Origin of the sequence: Pedobacter chitinilyticus, from assembly GCF_003313385.1 — a bacterium.
Classification (GTDB): Bacteria; Bacteroidota; Bacteroidia; order Sphingobacteriales; family Sphingobacteriaceae; genus Pedobacter; species Pedobacter chitinilyticus.
Genome location: NZ_QMHN01000003.1, coordinates 142,514 through 157,451, shown reverse-complemented (window position 1 = coordinate 157,451; position 14,938 = coordinate 142,514). Strand labels below are relative to the sequence as shown.

Genomic DNA, 14,938 nt, shown 5'->3' with positions numbered 1-14,938 from the left:
TAATCATCATGAAGGGCAAACAGCTTTTAAGTGACCATTTATTTCCCATTTATTTAGGGAAGGAGATGGGTTTTGAATTGGCTTACAGATCATACCACCAGCCACTTCGCTTCTTTGCAACGCGTTATGTTTCCGAAGAAGATGCTCAGGATCTCATCGAAAATATTTTTGTTAGGCTTTGGCATAAAAACCAGGTATTTGATAGTCCCAGCCATCTACAGGCTTTTTTGTACCGGGCGGCATATAACGCATGTTTAAGTCATATTAAGGCGGTAAAAAATGCCGAAAATCGTCACCATTTGGTAGGTAGCAATACCCCCGAAGCTGAAGAAAGTTTTATGCAAACGATGATCAGAGCAGAAGTGCTGGCTGAAATATACCGGGCGATCAACTCATTGCCTTTGCAATGCGCCAAAGTGATTACTTTGAGCTTTGTTGATGGTTTGAGCAATAAGGAAATAGCCCAACAGTTGGATTTAACAGAACAGACTGTAAAAAATCATAAAGTAAGGGGACTGAAGATCCTGCGGGATCAACTTTCTGGTGATGCTATGGTATTGCTGTTATCTTTGCCAGCAATTTGTAAGTATGTTATTAAATAGTGTGAATTGAGGATAGGAAAAATACTCCTTAGCCATTATAATTAGACTTTTGGTCCAAAAAAATCCGTTTCCTGATACTGTTGTTAACCTTAAGTTTGAAATCTGTCTATTTGGTTCGTTTAGGGAAAATATAACCACATAGATACATAGGGGCAAAATTCTAGTCCGATTTTAGTAGAACGAAGAGGGCTTGCTAGTACTGGGAGATAATGAAATCTCATAAAACGCTTTATCCCGAACTCACATTAGTTCAAAACATGCGACTCTGTAGGGGTAGTCTCCATGCTAATTATAGATGCTGTAAATATTTGACTTCTGCAAATGCTTGAAACATATTCATCTGAGTTCGCTTAATATGTTAACAACAACATACCCTAAAAAGCTGATGCTGAAATAAATTACCTTCGGTGAGCTCGCTAAGGCTCAGTTTGCTTCGCAACTACTTCGTGGTCAGCATGAGGGAGTGTAAATTTAACGTCACCCTAAATTTATTTCAGGTTCAGTGTATCAGCCTTTAAATATCTTAAATTTTAAAATGGCGAAATTGACGTTCAAGCCCCTTTACTACGCTATCTTTCCTAAATGGAGAGAATAAGCAGTCTTAAGGATCTAAAAGAAGCTTTGGAAAAAGAAAAGGTTGACTAGTGCTAGCCAACCTTTTGGTTCATTTTTTTAATTATTGTCCGCGTTTGCGTTCATTGTCCTTGTTGGAGGTTTGATCTGATCGTTGACCACCAGCATTGGTAATGCCTATTTTCTTTTTATCAAGCTTTACATCGTAATTTGCTCTATCGGCAATGGTGCTACCATGAACACGGCCATTATTTTTTGGAAGATTGGTACTTTTCATGATCTCTAAATTTTAAGGTTGATCAAAACATTGATTGTAGAAATAACCTGTAAACAACTGCTTTAGTTTTAGAAAAAAGAAAAAGCCCATCCTTTTCTAGTGGATGGGCTTTCGATTTATAGAGAAATCGCAGTGCGATTAGAATTTTATTCCTAAACCTACTTGGAAGCCTTGGTTTTTAAACTCAGGGGTGGTAGTGGAACCATTTTCGTTATTTTTTTGGAAGTCTATAGCGTAACGGCCATAGATACCCACTTTGTTGCTCACATCAAACCTTGCACCAATTACACCACCTAACAAGCTCTTTTTAAAACGATCAGATTCGTCTTCAACAACTTGCTGTTCTGCTGAACTAAACCCGTTTTCGAATTTATTTTTGGTAGAAAGTAAGAAGGATACTTGAGGACCAGCTACTACATTAAAACCTTCGGCTAATTTGATACTGGCCAAAATAGGCACATCGATAAAGTGGGTAGTTTGCGTGAATTTGCCCAAGCCAGATTCTAATTTGTAACCTTTGGTTGAGTATAATAACTCTGGCGTAAAGGCCAAGTTTTCTAATAATTTGATGTCTAAGGTTGCACCCACATGGTAACCTACCAGGTAATCGGTTTTAAAATCGTTATTACCGTCGTCTTTAATGATGTTTGAAAAACTGGCACCACCTTTAATACCAAGTCTAATAAAACTATCTGTTGACTGAGCGTTTGCAGTAAGGCCAGTAACAAACAGGCCAAGTACCAGGATCACTATCTTTTTCATTTCTTTTAATTTTAGTTTAATTAACGAGGGGCTACGTTGCCCTTTCGCCAAACCTCTCTCAAATAAATGTGCCAAATACGAGAGGCTACTATCTCAAGAAGTATCTGTTATCTTTAAAAAACCAGTTTAAAAGGCAGATTTTTAAACGATTAAAAAAAATAAAACGGGTTTTACGGCTAAGAAATTAAACAAGTAAAGGTGTATCAAATTTAATACAATTGGCTATTGTGGGCAGGCTCAGGGTGTATTTTTTACACCTCTTTACAAAAATGTGCTACAATTTATTGGCAACAAGAAATGTATTCCGCATCTTTAAAGGATTTTCCGCAAGAAACAGCATTCTCGGAAAAACAACAACCAAAATTTTTAACACAAAAATGAACAAGAAACTTATCTATGCATTGGGTGTGGTTTCCTTAATTTCGATAGGGAAAGCCAGTGCACAACAACCATCTTACCTCGATTTATTGAAGCAACAGCCGCATTGGGTTGATTCGGTATTTAATAAGTTGAGTACCAAACAAAAAATAGCACAGTTGTTTTTCGTGAGGGCACATACCAATCTTAGTCAAGCCTATCAAGATTCAGTTGGTAAAGTAATCAAAAGAGAAAAGTTGGGCGGCGTCGTGTTTTTTCAGGGCGGACCAGAAAGACAGGCCATCCTTACCAATAAATATCAGCAAAAATCTAAAGTTCCATTGTTGATTGCCTCTGATGGCGAATGGGGTTTGGGTATGCGATTGGACAGTACCATTTCTTATCCTTACCAAATGGCTTTAGGTGCCGTACAAAACAAAGAACTCATTTATAAAATGGGTTTAGAAGTGGCTAAAGATTTTAAACGCATTGGGATGCACATGAACTTAGCGCCCGATGTTGATGTGAATAACAACCCACGAAATCCAGTAATCAACTTCCGTTCGTTTGGAGAAAATAAATATAACGTAGCCGAAAAAAGTGCTGCTTATTTGAAAGGAATGCAGGAGGGCGGTTTATTGGTGAGTATTAAGCACTTTCCAGGCCATGGCGATACTGATGTGGATTCTCACTATGATTTGCCACAGCTTAAATTCAGTAAAGAGCGGTTGGATTCGTTGGAATTGTATCCGTTTAAAGAGCTGATTAAGCAGGGAGCTGCTGGGGTAATGATTGCCCACATGAACATTCCGTCGCTAGACCCCACCCCAAATATGCCTTCAACCCTGTCGAAGCCTATTGTGACAGACTTGTTGAAAAATGAGCTAGGGTTTAAAGGTTTAATCATTTCAGATGCAATGGACATGAAAGGCGTAACCAAATTCTATAAAGATGGTGAAGCCGAAGTAATGGGGCTAATTGCAGGAAACGACATTTTGGAACTGGCGCACGACACCAAAGAAGCAGTGAAAAAAGTGAAGCAGGCCATTAAAGACGAGCGTATCACCATGGCGCGTATTGATGAGAGTGTGAGGAAAGTGCTGACTGCTAAATATTGGGCAGGCTTGACCGTAAAACCACATGTAGATGAAAACAATATTGCGGCAGAAGTTAACCGGCCAGAAAGCATGGCGCTGGTACAACAACTGGCCGATGCCAGTATGACCCTGTTGAAAAGCAGAGATGGTTTGGCTGGCTTAACCCCTAACAAAAGAACCGTGATTGTAAATGTGGGAACTCCACAAGCAACTTTGTTCCAAACGGAAATATCGGGCATTTACAAAAACTCAATTGCTTTTAATGTAGATAAAAATGCCAGCGCAACGGCTATTGCAGATATCTTGAAACAAATTAAAGGCGACGACCAAATCATATTGGCTATTGTGGATACGAGGTTGCGCCCTGGGAATAACATCCCTTTAAATAAAGACGTGAAGGATTTGATTACTTCCCTGTCTGCTAGAAATGCGATGGTGGCTTTCTTTGCCAACCCTTATAACTTGGCTAATTTGCCAGGTATCGAAATGGCGAGGTCAATTGTAGTGGCCTACCAGAAAGAAGACTTTATGCAAAAAGCGGCAGCAGCGGTATTCAACAAAAAATTAGTGCCAACGGGCAAGCTACCTGTTACAGTGAATGCCATGTTTAAATACGGCGACGGCTTGTAAAACTTGTCATTACATTAAGAAGCGTTCAGTTCAACTGGACGCTTTTTTTGTTTTTGAAGCGCAGTTTTGCTGCTGCTATGGTCGGCAGTCCCGCTTTCACTTCAAGTCCGCACGCTCCGCCCATTGGCGAATCGTTTGCGGGCTTTACGTTTAATCGGGGCTATTTTACTGAGTTTAGTGCAATAAACCTTGGTTGTTGGTTTGCAAGTTGGCGAATGCCAAAGATAGATTAAAGTCGCTTTATTTCACCCTTTCAGGGTTGCTGGATGTGTGACGTGACTGTTATCATTGTTCCACCCCTTCGGGGTTGTGTTTCAAATCCGAAAGGCTGATGTTTTGATGAGGTTTATAAGCAATGTTAGCCTCGCTTCATCCCTTTAGATTTTCTAGAGATGCTATTTGTTTCTATAAGAATTCCATCACTTTCTTGCTATGCCCCAAGTCCGAAGGACTGACATTATCATGTTGATGGTATTTGAATGATAACGATTTATTTTTCAAAAAAAATCCCGCTCATAACGAACGGGATTAAAAATTTATTTTGTGGCGGCTGGATTAACAGCTTTGTAAGTCCAGTTCTTTAAGAAATTCGTAATCAGTTTTACACTATGACCTTTTCCTTCTTCCAAATACGCAGAGTTTTGGATGTGGATGACTTCTCCATTGCCATCTAATATTAAAAACACAGGGAAGCCAAAACGTCCCGGGTTTTTCAATTTCTTTAATACCGCTTCATTTTTGTTTTCAGGACTGTAATTAACTAATACGGTTTCGAAATTGGCATTAAGGTAGTTTTTAAGCTCAGGAGTTTCTTCCACCAAATTATGAAAGCGAATACACCACACACACCAATTGCCACCCACTTGTACAAAAACATGTTTATTCTCTTTTTTAGCTTTTACTACAGCAGCATCTATATCAGCTTGTGCATTTGCTGAGGGATTGTAAATTTTAACCCCTTCTGTTTGGCTCTGAGCAAAACTACTTAACCCGAAGATTAAAGTAATGATAAGAAATAATAATTTTTTCATTTTATAAATGTTAGATAGTTGATAATGTTGCAAATATAGATGAATTAAAATATACTACTGTTTTTGTAGAGTAAATTTTTGAAGAGCTATTTCTGTACTTTTGTGGAGCAAATGGTTCCCTTTTTAGATATTCATACACACGAAGCAAAGCAAAAGGATGGAGTAATTGCCATTCAAAGTCTTTCATTAACCGAAAGTACCTTTTTGGCGATGCCCAAAACCAAACCTATTTCCATCGGCATACATCCGTGGTATGGTCATTTGGAAGAGCTTGCCAAAAATATGAAGTATTTGAATGTGTTGGCTAAACAACACAATGTAAAACTGATTGGTGAATGTGGTTTGGATAAAATACAAGGCGAGGAAATGACCAATCAGCTCGAAATGCTAGCGGTGCAGATTGACTTGGCTGAACAGTTAAACAAACCTGTGATTTTGCACTGTGTGAAAGCTTTTGATGAGCTTATAGCTTTAAAAAAGAAATTGAAGCCCTCCGTGCCGATGATTGTACACGGCTTCAATAAAAAACATGAAATGGGGCAACAACTGATGGCACAAGGCTTTTATCTGTCCTTTGGTGCGGCAGTTTTAAAGTCCGATGAAATAGCCAAAGTGCTCAAAGAAATCGACCAGCCCTTCTTTTTAGAAACAGATGATTCGAATATTGATATCGTTGAGCTTTACGAGCGAGTAGCAGAAATAAAGAAAATATCCGTTGATGAATTGAAAGATGTTATTTTTGCAAATTGGAAGAAAATAGGATTGTTGTAAATAGTTTTGGGTTGCCTGTTACGAGTTATAAGTTTACGGGCGCTTTATCCCACAACCTGTAATCCACAACTCGTAACATTAAAATTTTACTTAGTAAATGTCTGATTTAGCTTGGTTATCGCGTTCGGCGTTATTGGTGGGCAACGAAGGAATAGCATTGTTGCAACAGAAACATGTTTTGGTGATTGGATTAGGTGGTGTGGGCTCTTTTGCGGCAGAGTTTATTTGTCGTAGCGGTATAGGCGAAATGACCATTGTAGACGGGGATGTGGTTGACCCGAGTAACAGAAACAGGCAATTGCCCGCTTTGGCTACCAATCATGGTGTAAGTAAGGCTCAAATTATGAAGGAGCGTTTATTGGCCATTAATCCCGAGCTTAAACTGCACGTTGTTGAAGACTTTTTAACCCCACAAAAATGTAGGGAAATTTTAGCTGAAAAGTTTGATTATGTGATGGATTGTATCGACAGCATTACCCCTAAGGTAACTTTGCTATCTACTGCCCTGCAATTTAACTTGCCCATTGTAAGTTCTATGGGTGCCGGCGGTAAAGTTGATCCAACCAAACTTCGCGTAACTTATTTACCTGATACCTATCAATGTGTTTTTGCGCAGTATGTTCGTAAACGTTTGAAAAAATTGGGCAATGCCAGTACCATTAAAGCCGTATTCTCCATTGAAGAAGTGATGAAAGAATCCTTAATCATGACCGACGGTTCGAACTTTAAAAGGTCTGCTTATGGTACCATTTCTTATTTGCCAGCAGCTTTCGGAGGTGTTTGTGCTTCGGTGGTGATTAGAGATTTGCTAGGCTATAAAGTGGATATTGAAAAGCGTCCAGAGCGCATCGGCAAAAAATCAATTGCCAAAAGCAAAAAGGCAACGCAGAAGAAATCCTAATTCGCTTTGCGCTAAATAACTTTTATATCTGATGATGCTCATTTTTCCCTGAGTGCCCTTTCAGTAACTTGGCGGCATGCAAAATCAGATGATCAGAGTTACAAAGGAATTTACTTTTGATATGGCGCATGCCCTTTTCAATTATGATGGCCCCTGTAAGAATATTCATGGGCATACCTATCGTTTACAGGTTACCGTATCTGGTTATGCCAACCAAGACCCGCAAAATGTAAAGTGCGGCATGCTGATCGATTTTGGCCAACTTAAAAAGGTAGTCGCCGAACATGTGATTGATAAATACGACCATGCTTTGGTATTGAACGAAGCAGTCCCAGCGTCTTTGCGTGCCAGCTGTTACGCCATTTCGGAGAAAGTGCATTTTGTTTCCTTTCAGCCCACCTGTGAAAATATGCTGCTTAGTATCAAATTTACACTCCTGCCAATTTTGGAAAGCGACGGTTTTACCTTGCAAGCAGTACGATTGTATGAAACCCCAACCTCTTGGGCCGAGTGGAGAAGAGAAGACCAACCGAAGTCTTTTCAATAAAAGTTGAGTGATTAGCTGAGTTTGGTTAACTTCACTTCATGGGAGTCAAACCACTCAAAATACTTCAGGCATCGGCGGGCTCGGGCAAAACTTTTAGCCTGGCAGCACATTATCTTACCTTGCTTTTTAGTGGCGAGCATAAATATCGGGAAATACTAGCGGTTACCTTTACCAATAAGGCTACCGAAGAAATGAAAACCCGTATTTTGGAAGTGCTCAAAGGTTTCGCCGATGGCAATACTTCCAAAAAAATAGAGGATTACAGGACCATTGTATTGGCGGCACATCCTGATTTGAACCTAGAAACATTAAAGCTAAAAGCAGATAAAGTTTATCGCAGAATTTTGCACGATTATAGTCGCTTTGCGGTAAGTACTATTGATGGATTTGTACAAAAAGTAATCCGTGGTTTTGCTTTTGAGTTGGGACTCAATGCCGATTATACCTTGGAAATGAACTACGACAAGGTGAAGAATGAGTTGGTAGAAAAGTTAGATGAAAGTCTGAATCATAACCAGCAACTACTTCAATGGATTATTGACCTAGCTCTTGAACGCATTGGCGACAATAAGAGTTGGAATTACAAAGCCGAGTTGATGAACCTCATTAGCGAAGTGTTTAAGGACAGCTACGAAGTTTTTGAAATTGCGGTGAATTCCTTGGGCTTAGATAATTTGGATGAGCTCTTTAAAAAATATATCAGCGTTACCAAAAGCCAAATCCAAAGTTTTCAAGACAGATTAAAGGAACTAGGGACCACCGCCTGGCAGCTCTTGGAAAACCACGGCGTAAGTGCCGACCAGTTGAAAGGGAAATCTCGTAACGGCTTGCTGAAAATTCTCAATATTGCTCGAGGAGATTTTTCTAAACTAGATGCTGTTTTTAAATTGATAGATGAACCCGACGAATGGTTCCAAAAAGGGGTGGACTTACCACAATTCTATCAAGAACTAAATGAGCAAATGACCGCTATTAAAGCATATTATGATGCTAACTTGGCGACTTATAGTCTGTCTATTGCTTTTAATAAAAACCTTTACTATCTGCGTTTGATGCAAGAAGTGGCAGTACTGCTCAGCAATTATCGAAACGAGAATGATAACCTTTTAATCAGTGATGCGCAAAAGTTGATTACTGGAATTACCGATGATGCGGGTGAAAATCCTTCCTTCATTTGGGAAAAAGTAGGCAGTAAGTACAGGAACTTCTTGTTTGATGAATTTCAAGATACTTCGGTGAACCAATGGAAAAGTTTTAGGTCTATTCTATCAAACGCTATTGCTTCCCCAAGTCAAAAACATATCGATAATCTGATTGTGGGGGATACTAAACAGTCTATCTATCGCTGGCGTAATGGCGATTGGAACATCCTCCATCAACAGGCAAAAAATGAAATAGGTGCCGCAAATGTACTCGATGACCATTTGGAAGAGAATTATCGCAGTACCGAAAATATCATCAGCTTTAACAATTATTTGTATCAAACGTTGCCGCTGGTAGTGCAAAATAAGCTGAACGAAAACGTCACTGAAAAATCTGATGACTTGCTGCAATGGTGGGACGAAAATGGCTATAGCGATATTGTCACTTCGGTATATGCTAAGGCCAAACAAAACCTGTCGCCGTTTACTAAAGCTGGCGGTACCATTAAAGTAAAACGTTTTGGGAAGGATGACGCAGGTGAGGAAATAGAAAGGTTTTCAGAAACGGTTTATCGCGAAATAGCTTTACAAGACGTCATCGAAGAAATTAAATTCCTTAAAACTGAGAAAGCCTATCAGGAAAAAGATATGGCCATTTTGGTGCGTTCTAACATGGAGGCAATGCTTTGTGTAACTCGCTTAATGGAACACAATATTCCTGTGCTATCTGGCGAAGCATTGATGGTGGCCAACAATAGTGCAGTACAACTCATAGTGAATACGCTAAAAGTGTTGGTGGGTATCGACTCGCAAACGGCATTATATAAGGCCAATAGCATTTCGCTTTACCATCGTTTGCATCAAAAAGTTATTGAACCAGCAGCGTATTTGGCATTAACAGGTAAATCATTAAGTAGTCTGTCTTCGCTACTTCCAAAATCGCTTTGCGAAAATTGGCAGACTTGGATGCAGCTGCCTTTGATTGAACTTGTAGAAAACCTTATCGAAGCATATGGACTGTCTACATTAAAACAGCATATTCCTTATTTGTTGGCATTTAGAGATTTAGTGGCCAATGCTACACGTTTGGGCGAGAAAGGCATCGTTAACTTCCTCACTTGGTGGGATGAAGATGGGGTGCGACAATCCTTGCCTTCTCCAGATGAGGCCAATGCCGTACAAATTGTGACCATCCATAAATCCAAAGGATTGGCATTTAGAGCTGTTTTTGTGCCTTTTTGTAATTGGGAGCTTAAAACAAAAGCCAACTCTATTTTTTGGGTGTCGGCCGAAGATACCATTTACAAGGAGTTGGGCGGTATTCCTTTGAAATTTGCGGAGGAGCTTAGCAATTCAACGGTGGCCAAAGCCTATTACAAGGAATTGTTGGATAGTAATTTGGATGCCTTAAATATGCTTTACGTGGCTACCACTCGTTCCAAAGATTACCTATACCTATCGGTGATGGAGAAAAAGGATGCTTCTAATATCAGTTCCGTGGGCGACGCGTTGGCGCAAGTGGTAGGACAATTGAGTTCGGTTGATGAAGAAGGTTTTGACGCCACCGATCGGTATGAAATTATCGACCATGTGCTGGAAAAACCTGAAATAAGCGAAAGCAATGGCTTTGAATTGGAGGAATATCCCACAACCAATCGACTGTCGGCTTTGTATGTGCCTTCACAGGATAAACATTTACAGCATGTGCTCAACATAGAACAATCAGGTCGTTTAGGTTCTATCAAGCACGAAGTATTGGCCAATGCCGCTAACCAAAAAGAAGTAAAAAGTTACCTTGATGAGTTATTGTTAAGCGGAGTGATTGCAGAACTGGAAGTGAAAACACTGCATGAAGAAGTGATGGACGTTTTAAATCACCCCGAGTTAAAGGCTATTTTCGACAAGTCAACCGAAAGTATCATTGAGAAAAACATTATTGATGCCGATGGTAAGTTACATCGACCAGATCGTATTTTAATTGATGGCGAAGGAGTCACTATTTTAGACTATAAGTTTACTTTGGAGCAAAGCGATCGACATATTGAGCAGATATTGAATTATAAAGAACTGTTATTGCAAATGGGTTTTCAAAAGGTGAAAACATATCTGTTTTATGCGGTGACTAAAGAATTGAAACTCGTATAATGATAGATAGAGTCAAGCTATTGGTTAATAAATATCCGCAAGTCTTTTGGTTTGTGGTTTGGATTTTATTTTACATTTTATTGAGTAAGGTTCATGAGCTAGCCTCAACAATTTTTCTTGTAATAGCTATGCTAGTAGGATTGGCCTATTCACTTTTAACAAGTTATAACTATCGTCGAGGAAAGTTAGAATATGTAGTGTTTCCTGTCTATAATGATGATCATTCTCAATTTCAATCCTTCTTTTTTAGTGGCGCATTGTTGGTGGGTTTAGTCATCGCCTATTACGCTGATTATACCACTGTTTTTTGGTCTTGTGTTTGCCTATTTATTATTCTGCTTTTATTTTTTAGTGCCCTTTTTAACATGCCTGGAGGCTTTTTAAAGGTAAAATCCAACAGGATGAGCTTGTACGGAGTGCCAGAAACAATTGAGATGGAAGAAATAAATGCTATTGATATCTATCACGACCGAATAGTCGTTCACGGCCTGAAAGGAAAAATATGGCTTGCCTCCAATATTAAAATTGATCATGTCTATGCAGAGAAAATAGCAAGTTACTTATCAACCAATTTGGTAAATTATCCAGTTAACATAAACAATCAATTGATCGGTAATTAAATGACACCATTTTTAAAAGAAGTTGCAGAAGATTTAGTTGCCAAATTTGGTGATGATTTACAGTATTGCGCTATTGTTTTCAATAACAATAGGCCAGCAACCTATTTGCGTAAATACTTGGCCGATATTATCCAAAAACCATTTTTTAGCCCCGCAATATATACCATCCAAGAATTTTTTGCTGGAAGTGTAAAGGAAAAGCCTGCAGATTTCTATTTACAGTTTTTTACCTTGCTCAAAGTATACAATAAGTTGTTGGAGGAAGAAGGACTTGCGCCGATGAAGAGCAGTCAGTTTTTTCCTTTGGCCAAAATTATGCTCAGCGATTTTGCCCAGATAGATAATGACTTGGTAGATGCCAACAAACTCTATCAGGAAATGGAAGATGTAGCGCAAATCAATCTGGAATTCGATTACCTCAGTAAAGAACAATATGATTTTTTAGCGCAGTTTTGGCAATCTTATAGTGAAGGAAAGCATAAAAAACAGCAAGAACTTTTTATCAAAATGTGGCGACGCATGCCGCGTTTATATCAATTGTTTCACGAAGAGTTAAAAGCACAAAACTACATCACCAATGGCCAAGTTTATCGTCATTTGGCCAATACAGATTTGACGACCTCAGATTTTATCAACTCTTTTAATCGAGGGAAAATCATATTTGTAGGCTTTAATGCGCTGACTAGGGCCGAAGCAAAAGTATTTACGCACTTGAAGGAAGCAGATAAGGCTTTGTTTTACTTTGATGTAGACACTTATTACCTAGAAGACGAACTTCAAGAAGCGGGGTTGTTTTTGCGAAAGAACTTTAAGCAACTAGGCCTAACAAATGTCTTTGAAGATGATGATAACGGTTTTGCTTCCGAAAAGCATGCGGTGAATGTCTACAAAGTTCAAGGGCAAAGCGCACAGGCAAAAATTCTCAATCAAATTATTGGGGATGAAGATGGGAATCAAGAACTCGGTACCACGGCTGTTATTTTAGCTGATGAGCAATTACTGATGCCTGCGCTGCAAACCATTAACGATGGTATAGATCTTAACGTTACCATGGGTTTTGCCTTGGCGGGCTCTACCGTTTTTGGCCTGGCCGATTTATGGTTGACCACCCAATTAGAATTAAAGGAAACAAACAAGGTTGACCACCAAACCCTGGAAGCCTTTGTCACTCATCCGCTGACGGGTTTAAGTACAAAATTAAAAGCCAATGTGCAAGAAGCGTTGTTGCGTGATAATGTGGTGAACATTGATTTGCACCGCTTGATTAAACAAGGTGGTATTTTCGAAAGATTTTATCAAAAAATAGAAGACCCCTCTCGCTTGGTTGAAGAACTACTAAGTGTGATGAAATACATGTTGGCACGTCTGTCTACACAACAGTCGTTGAAAAAGATTGATGCTGATTTGATGGTGAAAACCATTGAGGAGCTCACTCGATTGAATGATACTTTAAGAAACTTTGTCGCAGGAGAAGAGTTCCGTTTTGTGGTACAGCTTATACAGAAATCTTTGCTTGGCGTATCGGTGCCCCTAAGTGGAGATCCCTTAAAAGGTGTGCAGTTGATGGGTTTGCTGGAAAGCCGTAACCTTAATTTTGATAAACTCGTGTTTCTGGGTTTTAACGAGGGGATTATCCCTAAAACGTCCATTGGAAACAGCTTTATTCCCGATAGTATTCGTAGGGCTTATGGCTTGCCTGTGCTGGAAAATTTAGATGCCATTTCTTCTTACATGGTCTACCGTCTATTGCAAAGAGCTAAGAGTATCAATTTTGTCTATAATAGTTTAACGGACGAGCGAAATAGCGGTGAAGTCAGTAGAATTCTGAAACAATTGGAGTACGAAAGTAATTTCAGTTTCAATTATCAGTCCTTAAATTTACCAGTGAGTACCGAGCCTAAAGAGGAAATCGTTATTGATAAAAATGATCCTGTGATACAGGCCGCTTTACAGCGATATCTCAAAGGGGAGAAGATTTTATCACCATCAGCCTTAACCATGTATATCGCTAACCCTATTGATTTTTTCTTCCGATACATTGCTGAAATTAAAGAGCCAGAGGAAGTGACGGCGGTCATAGAAGCCAATCAGATAGGTTCCATATTACACAAAGTGATGGAGTATTTCTATATCGGAGAAATTGGCAAGGAAGTTACTGCAGACGTGATTTTGGTGAAGAGGAAGGCATTGAAGCAAATGGTAACCAAAGCCTTCAATTTTGTAATGACCAACAAAGAAGAGAGTACTTTGGAGTATTCTGGTATGCAAAAAGTGATTTTGGCAATTGTAGAGGCTTATGCAAATATCATTTTAAATAGAGATGAAGCCGATGCCCCTTTTACCATTCTTAGCTTAGAAGAAAAAATAAGCACCGAATTAGCGTTTGAGCTCAATGGGAAAATGCAGCAGGTAAAACTGTTTGGCTTTATTGATAGGGTTGACGAACGCAATGGCGTAACGCGCATCATCGACTATAAAACGGGAAGCGATAAGCTTACTTTTTCAGAGATAGAAAAGCTATTTGATACGGATGGTAAAAGCATCAACAAAGCGTTAATTCAAACATTGATTTATACCTATGCTTACGAAAGGCAGTCGGGTAGGCAGGGCGTTGAACCTAGTTTGTTCGTGGTAAAAACTATGGCCGATGGAAATGTCTACTTTAGATCCAGAAAGTCTACGCTATCTGATGCCTATTTAGAGGAAGTTAAACCATTATTTTTAGCACAGTTGCAGCAAAAAGTGGCAGAGATTTTTGATTTAAATGTGCCGTTTAGGGCGAGTGCCGTGCCTGATAATTACAGTTATTCTATTTATAAAACTTTGTTTGGAGCTTAATTATGTCTGATTGTTCATTGCAAGTGGTATTCGTAACTCGTCAATCTAAAATTGTAAATTAGTAAATGCTAAACCTCAATTTTAATCCATTTCCTGTTTTGCGCACTCAACGCTTGCTGCTACGACAAGTGGTTGAAGCCGATGCGCTGTATGTAATGAAAATACGGGGCAATGAAGAAGCCATGCGCTACATTCCGCGACCAAGAGCAAAAACTACGGAAGATGCATTGGGTGTAATAGCGATGCTTACCAACGGCATTAACGAAGGAAAATCCATCAACTGGGCAATTTGTAATGCTCAAGATCCTAACGAAATTTATGGAATTATGGGCTATGTCAACTTCTATCCACAAGAATTAAAAGCTGAAATAGGCTACATGTTGCATCCTGATTACTGGGGACAAGGTTATGTGCCCGAAGCGATTATCGCGGTAGAAAAATTTGGTTTTGAAAGCATTCATCTCGAACTTATAGAAGCTAAAATAGACCCAAGGAACGATAACTCGCGGAAAGTGCTTTTGAGAAATCACTATCAGTTTGATCGATTGATGCAAAAAGAAATGACCTTTGAAAATGAAGAATTAGATTCGGAGTATTATGTAAAAAAGAAGTCCGTTGGATAATGTTGTCCAACAGCTACTTGAT

Annotated in this window: 12 protein-coding genes; 9 read left to right on the top strand and 3 right to left on the bottom strand. The window is 39.2% G+C overall.

All coding sequences use genetic code 11. The annotated features are described in order from the left end of the window. Nucleotides 1–8: 8 nt before the first annotated feature. Nucleotides 9–602: an RNA polymerase sigma factor gene (locus DUT70_RS10850; protein ID WP_113647357.1), complete on the top strand. Its 594-nt coding sequence runs from the start codon at nt 9–11 to the stop codon at nt 600–602. Nucleotides 603–1,278: 676 nt separating this feature from the next. On the opposite strand, the gene DUT70_RS21175 is transcribed toward DUT70_RS10850, so the two are convergent. Continuing rightward, complete coding sequence (locus DUT70_RS21175) at nt 1,279–1,452, bottom strand: hypothetical protein (RefSeq protein ID WP_162926607.1); 174 nt, start codon at nt 1,450–1,452, stop codon at nt 1,279–1,281. A 138-nt stretch (nt 1,453–1,590) separates the two neighbouring features. Beyond that, nucleotides 1,591–2,214: a porin family protein gene (locus tag DUT70_RS10845; protein ID WP_113647729.1), complete on the bottom strand. Its 624-nt coding sequence runs from the start codon at nt 2,212–2,214 to the stop codon at nt 1,591–1,593. A 377-nt stretch (nt 2,215–2,591) separates the two neighbouring features. On the opposite strand from DUT70_RS10845, the gene DUT70_RS10840 reads away from it, so the two are divergent. Beyond that, the gene (locus tag DUT70_RS10840) at nt 2,592–4,298 is read left to right on the top strand and encodes a glycoside hydrolase family 3 protein (RefSeq protein ID WP_113647728.1); all 1,707 of its coding nucleotides are present in this window, start codon (nt 2,592–2,594) and stop codon (nt 4,296–4,298) included. 536 nt (nt 4,299–4,834) lie between these two features. Here DUT70_RS10840 and DUT70_RS10835 read toward each other — a convergent pair. Continuing rightward, nucleotides 4,835–5,329 carry a thioredoxin family protein gene (locus tag DUT70_RS10835; protein ID WP_113647356.1) on the bottom strand — a complete coding sequence of 165 codons (495 nt, stop codon included), beginning with the start codon at nt 5,327–5,329 and terminating at the stop codon, nt 4,835–4,837. Nucleotides 5,330–5,407: 78 nt separating this feature from the next. On the opposite strand from DUT70_RS10835, the gene DUT70_RS10830 reads away from it, so the two are divergent. The 7 genes from DUT70_RS10830 (at nt 5,408) to DUT70_RS10800 (ending at nt 14,916) form a co-directional block, all read left to right on the top strand. Beyond that, nucleotides 5,408–6,100 carry a TatD family hydrolase gene (locus tag DUT70_RS10830; protein ID WP_240432085.1) on the top strand — a complete coding sequence of 231 codons (693 nt, stop codon included), beginning with the start codon at nt 5,408–5,410 and terminating at the stop codon, nt 6,098–6,100. 97 nt (nt 6,101–6,197) lie between these two features. Beyond that, on the top strand, nt 6,198–7,001 hold the full coding sequence (locus DUT70_RS10825) for a tRNA threonylcarbamoyladenosine dehydratase (protein ID WP_113647354.1): 804 nt from the start codon (nt 6,198–6,200) through the stop codon (nt 6,999–7,001). Nucleotides 7,002–7,089: 88 nt separating this feature from the next. Continuing rightward, nucleotides 7,090–7,548, top strand: coding sequence for a 6-pyruvoyl trahydropterin synthase family protein (locus DUT70_RS10820; RefSeq protein ID WP_205529786.1), 459 nt, complete (start codon nt 7,090–7,092; stop codon nt 7,546–7,548). A 38-nt stretch (nt 7,549–7,586) separates the two neighbouring features. Next, nucleotides 7,587–10,835, top strand: coding sequence for a UvrD-helicase domain-containing protein (locus DUT70_RS10815; protein ID WP_113647352.1), 3,249 nt, complete (start codon nt 7,587–7,589; stop codon nt 10,833–10,835). Nucleotides 10,836–10,963: 128 nt separating this feature from the next. Further along, nucleotides 10,964–11,455, top strand: a complete 492-nt coding sequence (locus DUT70_RS10810; protein WP_128353350.1) for a hypothetical protein — start codon at nt 10,964–10,966, stop codon at nt 11,453–11,455. Continuing rightward, nucleotides 11,456–14,293: a PD-(D/E)XK nuclease family protein gene (locus DUT70_RS10805; RefSeq protein WP_113647350.1), complete on the top strand. Its 2,838-nt coding sequence runs from the start codon at nt 11,456–11,458 to the stop codon at nt 14,291–14,293. It begins immediately after the preceding gene. 65 nt (nt 14,294–14,358) lie between these two features. Continuing rightward, nucleotides 14,359–14,916: a GNAT family N-acetyltransferase gene (locus DUT70_RS10800; RefSeq protein ID WP_113647349.1), complete on the top strand. Its 558-nt coding sequence runs from the start codon at nt 14,359–14,361 to the stop codon at nt 14,914–14,916. Nucleotides 14,917–14,938: the final 22 nt, after the last annotated feature.

Excerpts from the sequence above, each read along its gene's own strand:
- DUT70_RS10840 (WP_113647728.1), top strand. The coding sequence starts at position 2,592 with ATGAACAAGAAACTTATCTATGCATTGGGTGTGGTTTCCTTAATTTCG.
- DUT70_RS10815 (WP_113647352.1), top strand. The coding sequence starts at position 7,587 with ATGGGAGTCAAACCACTCAAAATACTTCAGGCATCGGCGGGCTCGGGC.
- DUT70_RS10850 (WP_113647357.1), top strand. The coding sequence starts at position 9 with ATGAAGGGCAAACAGCTTTTAAGTGACCATTTATTTCCCATTTATTTA.
- DUT70_RS10845 (WP_113647729.1), bottom strand. The coding sequence starts at position 2,214 with ATGAAAAAGATAGTGATCCTGGTACTTGGCCTGTTTGTTACTGGCCTT.
- DUT70_RS21175 (WP_162926607.1), bottom strand. The coding sequence starts at position 1,452 with ATGAAAAGTACCAATCTTCCAAAAAATAATGGCCGTGTTCATGGTAGC.
- DUT70_RS10835 (WP_113647356.1), bottom strand. The coding sequence starts at position 5,329 with ATGAAAAAATTATTATTTCTTATCATTACTTTAATCTTCGGGTTAAGT.
- DUT70_RS10810 (WP_128353350.1), top strand. The coding sequence starts at position 10,964 with ATGCTAGTAGGATTGGCCTATTCACTTTTAACAAGTTATAACTATCGT.
- DUT70_RS10825 (WP_113647354.1), top strand. The coding sequence starts at position 6,198 with ATGTCTGATTTAGCTTGGTTATCGCGTTCGGCGTTATTGGTGGGCAAC.
- DUT70_RS10805 (WP_113647350.1), top strand. The coding sequence starts at position 11,456 with ATGACACCATTTTTAAAAGAAGTTGCAGAAGATTTAGTTGCCAAATTT.
- DUT70_RS10820 (WP_205529786.1), top strand. The coding sequence starts at position 7,090 with ATGATCAGAGTTACAAAGGAATTTACTTTTGATATGGCGCATGCCCTT.
- DUT70_RS10800 (WP_113647349.1), top strand. The coding sequence starts at position 14,359 with ATGCTAAACCTCAATTTTAATCCATTTCCTGTTTTGCGCACTCAACGC.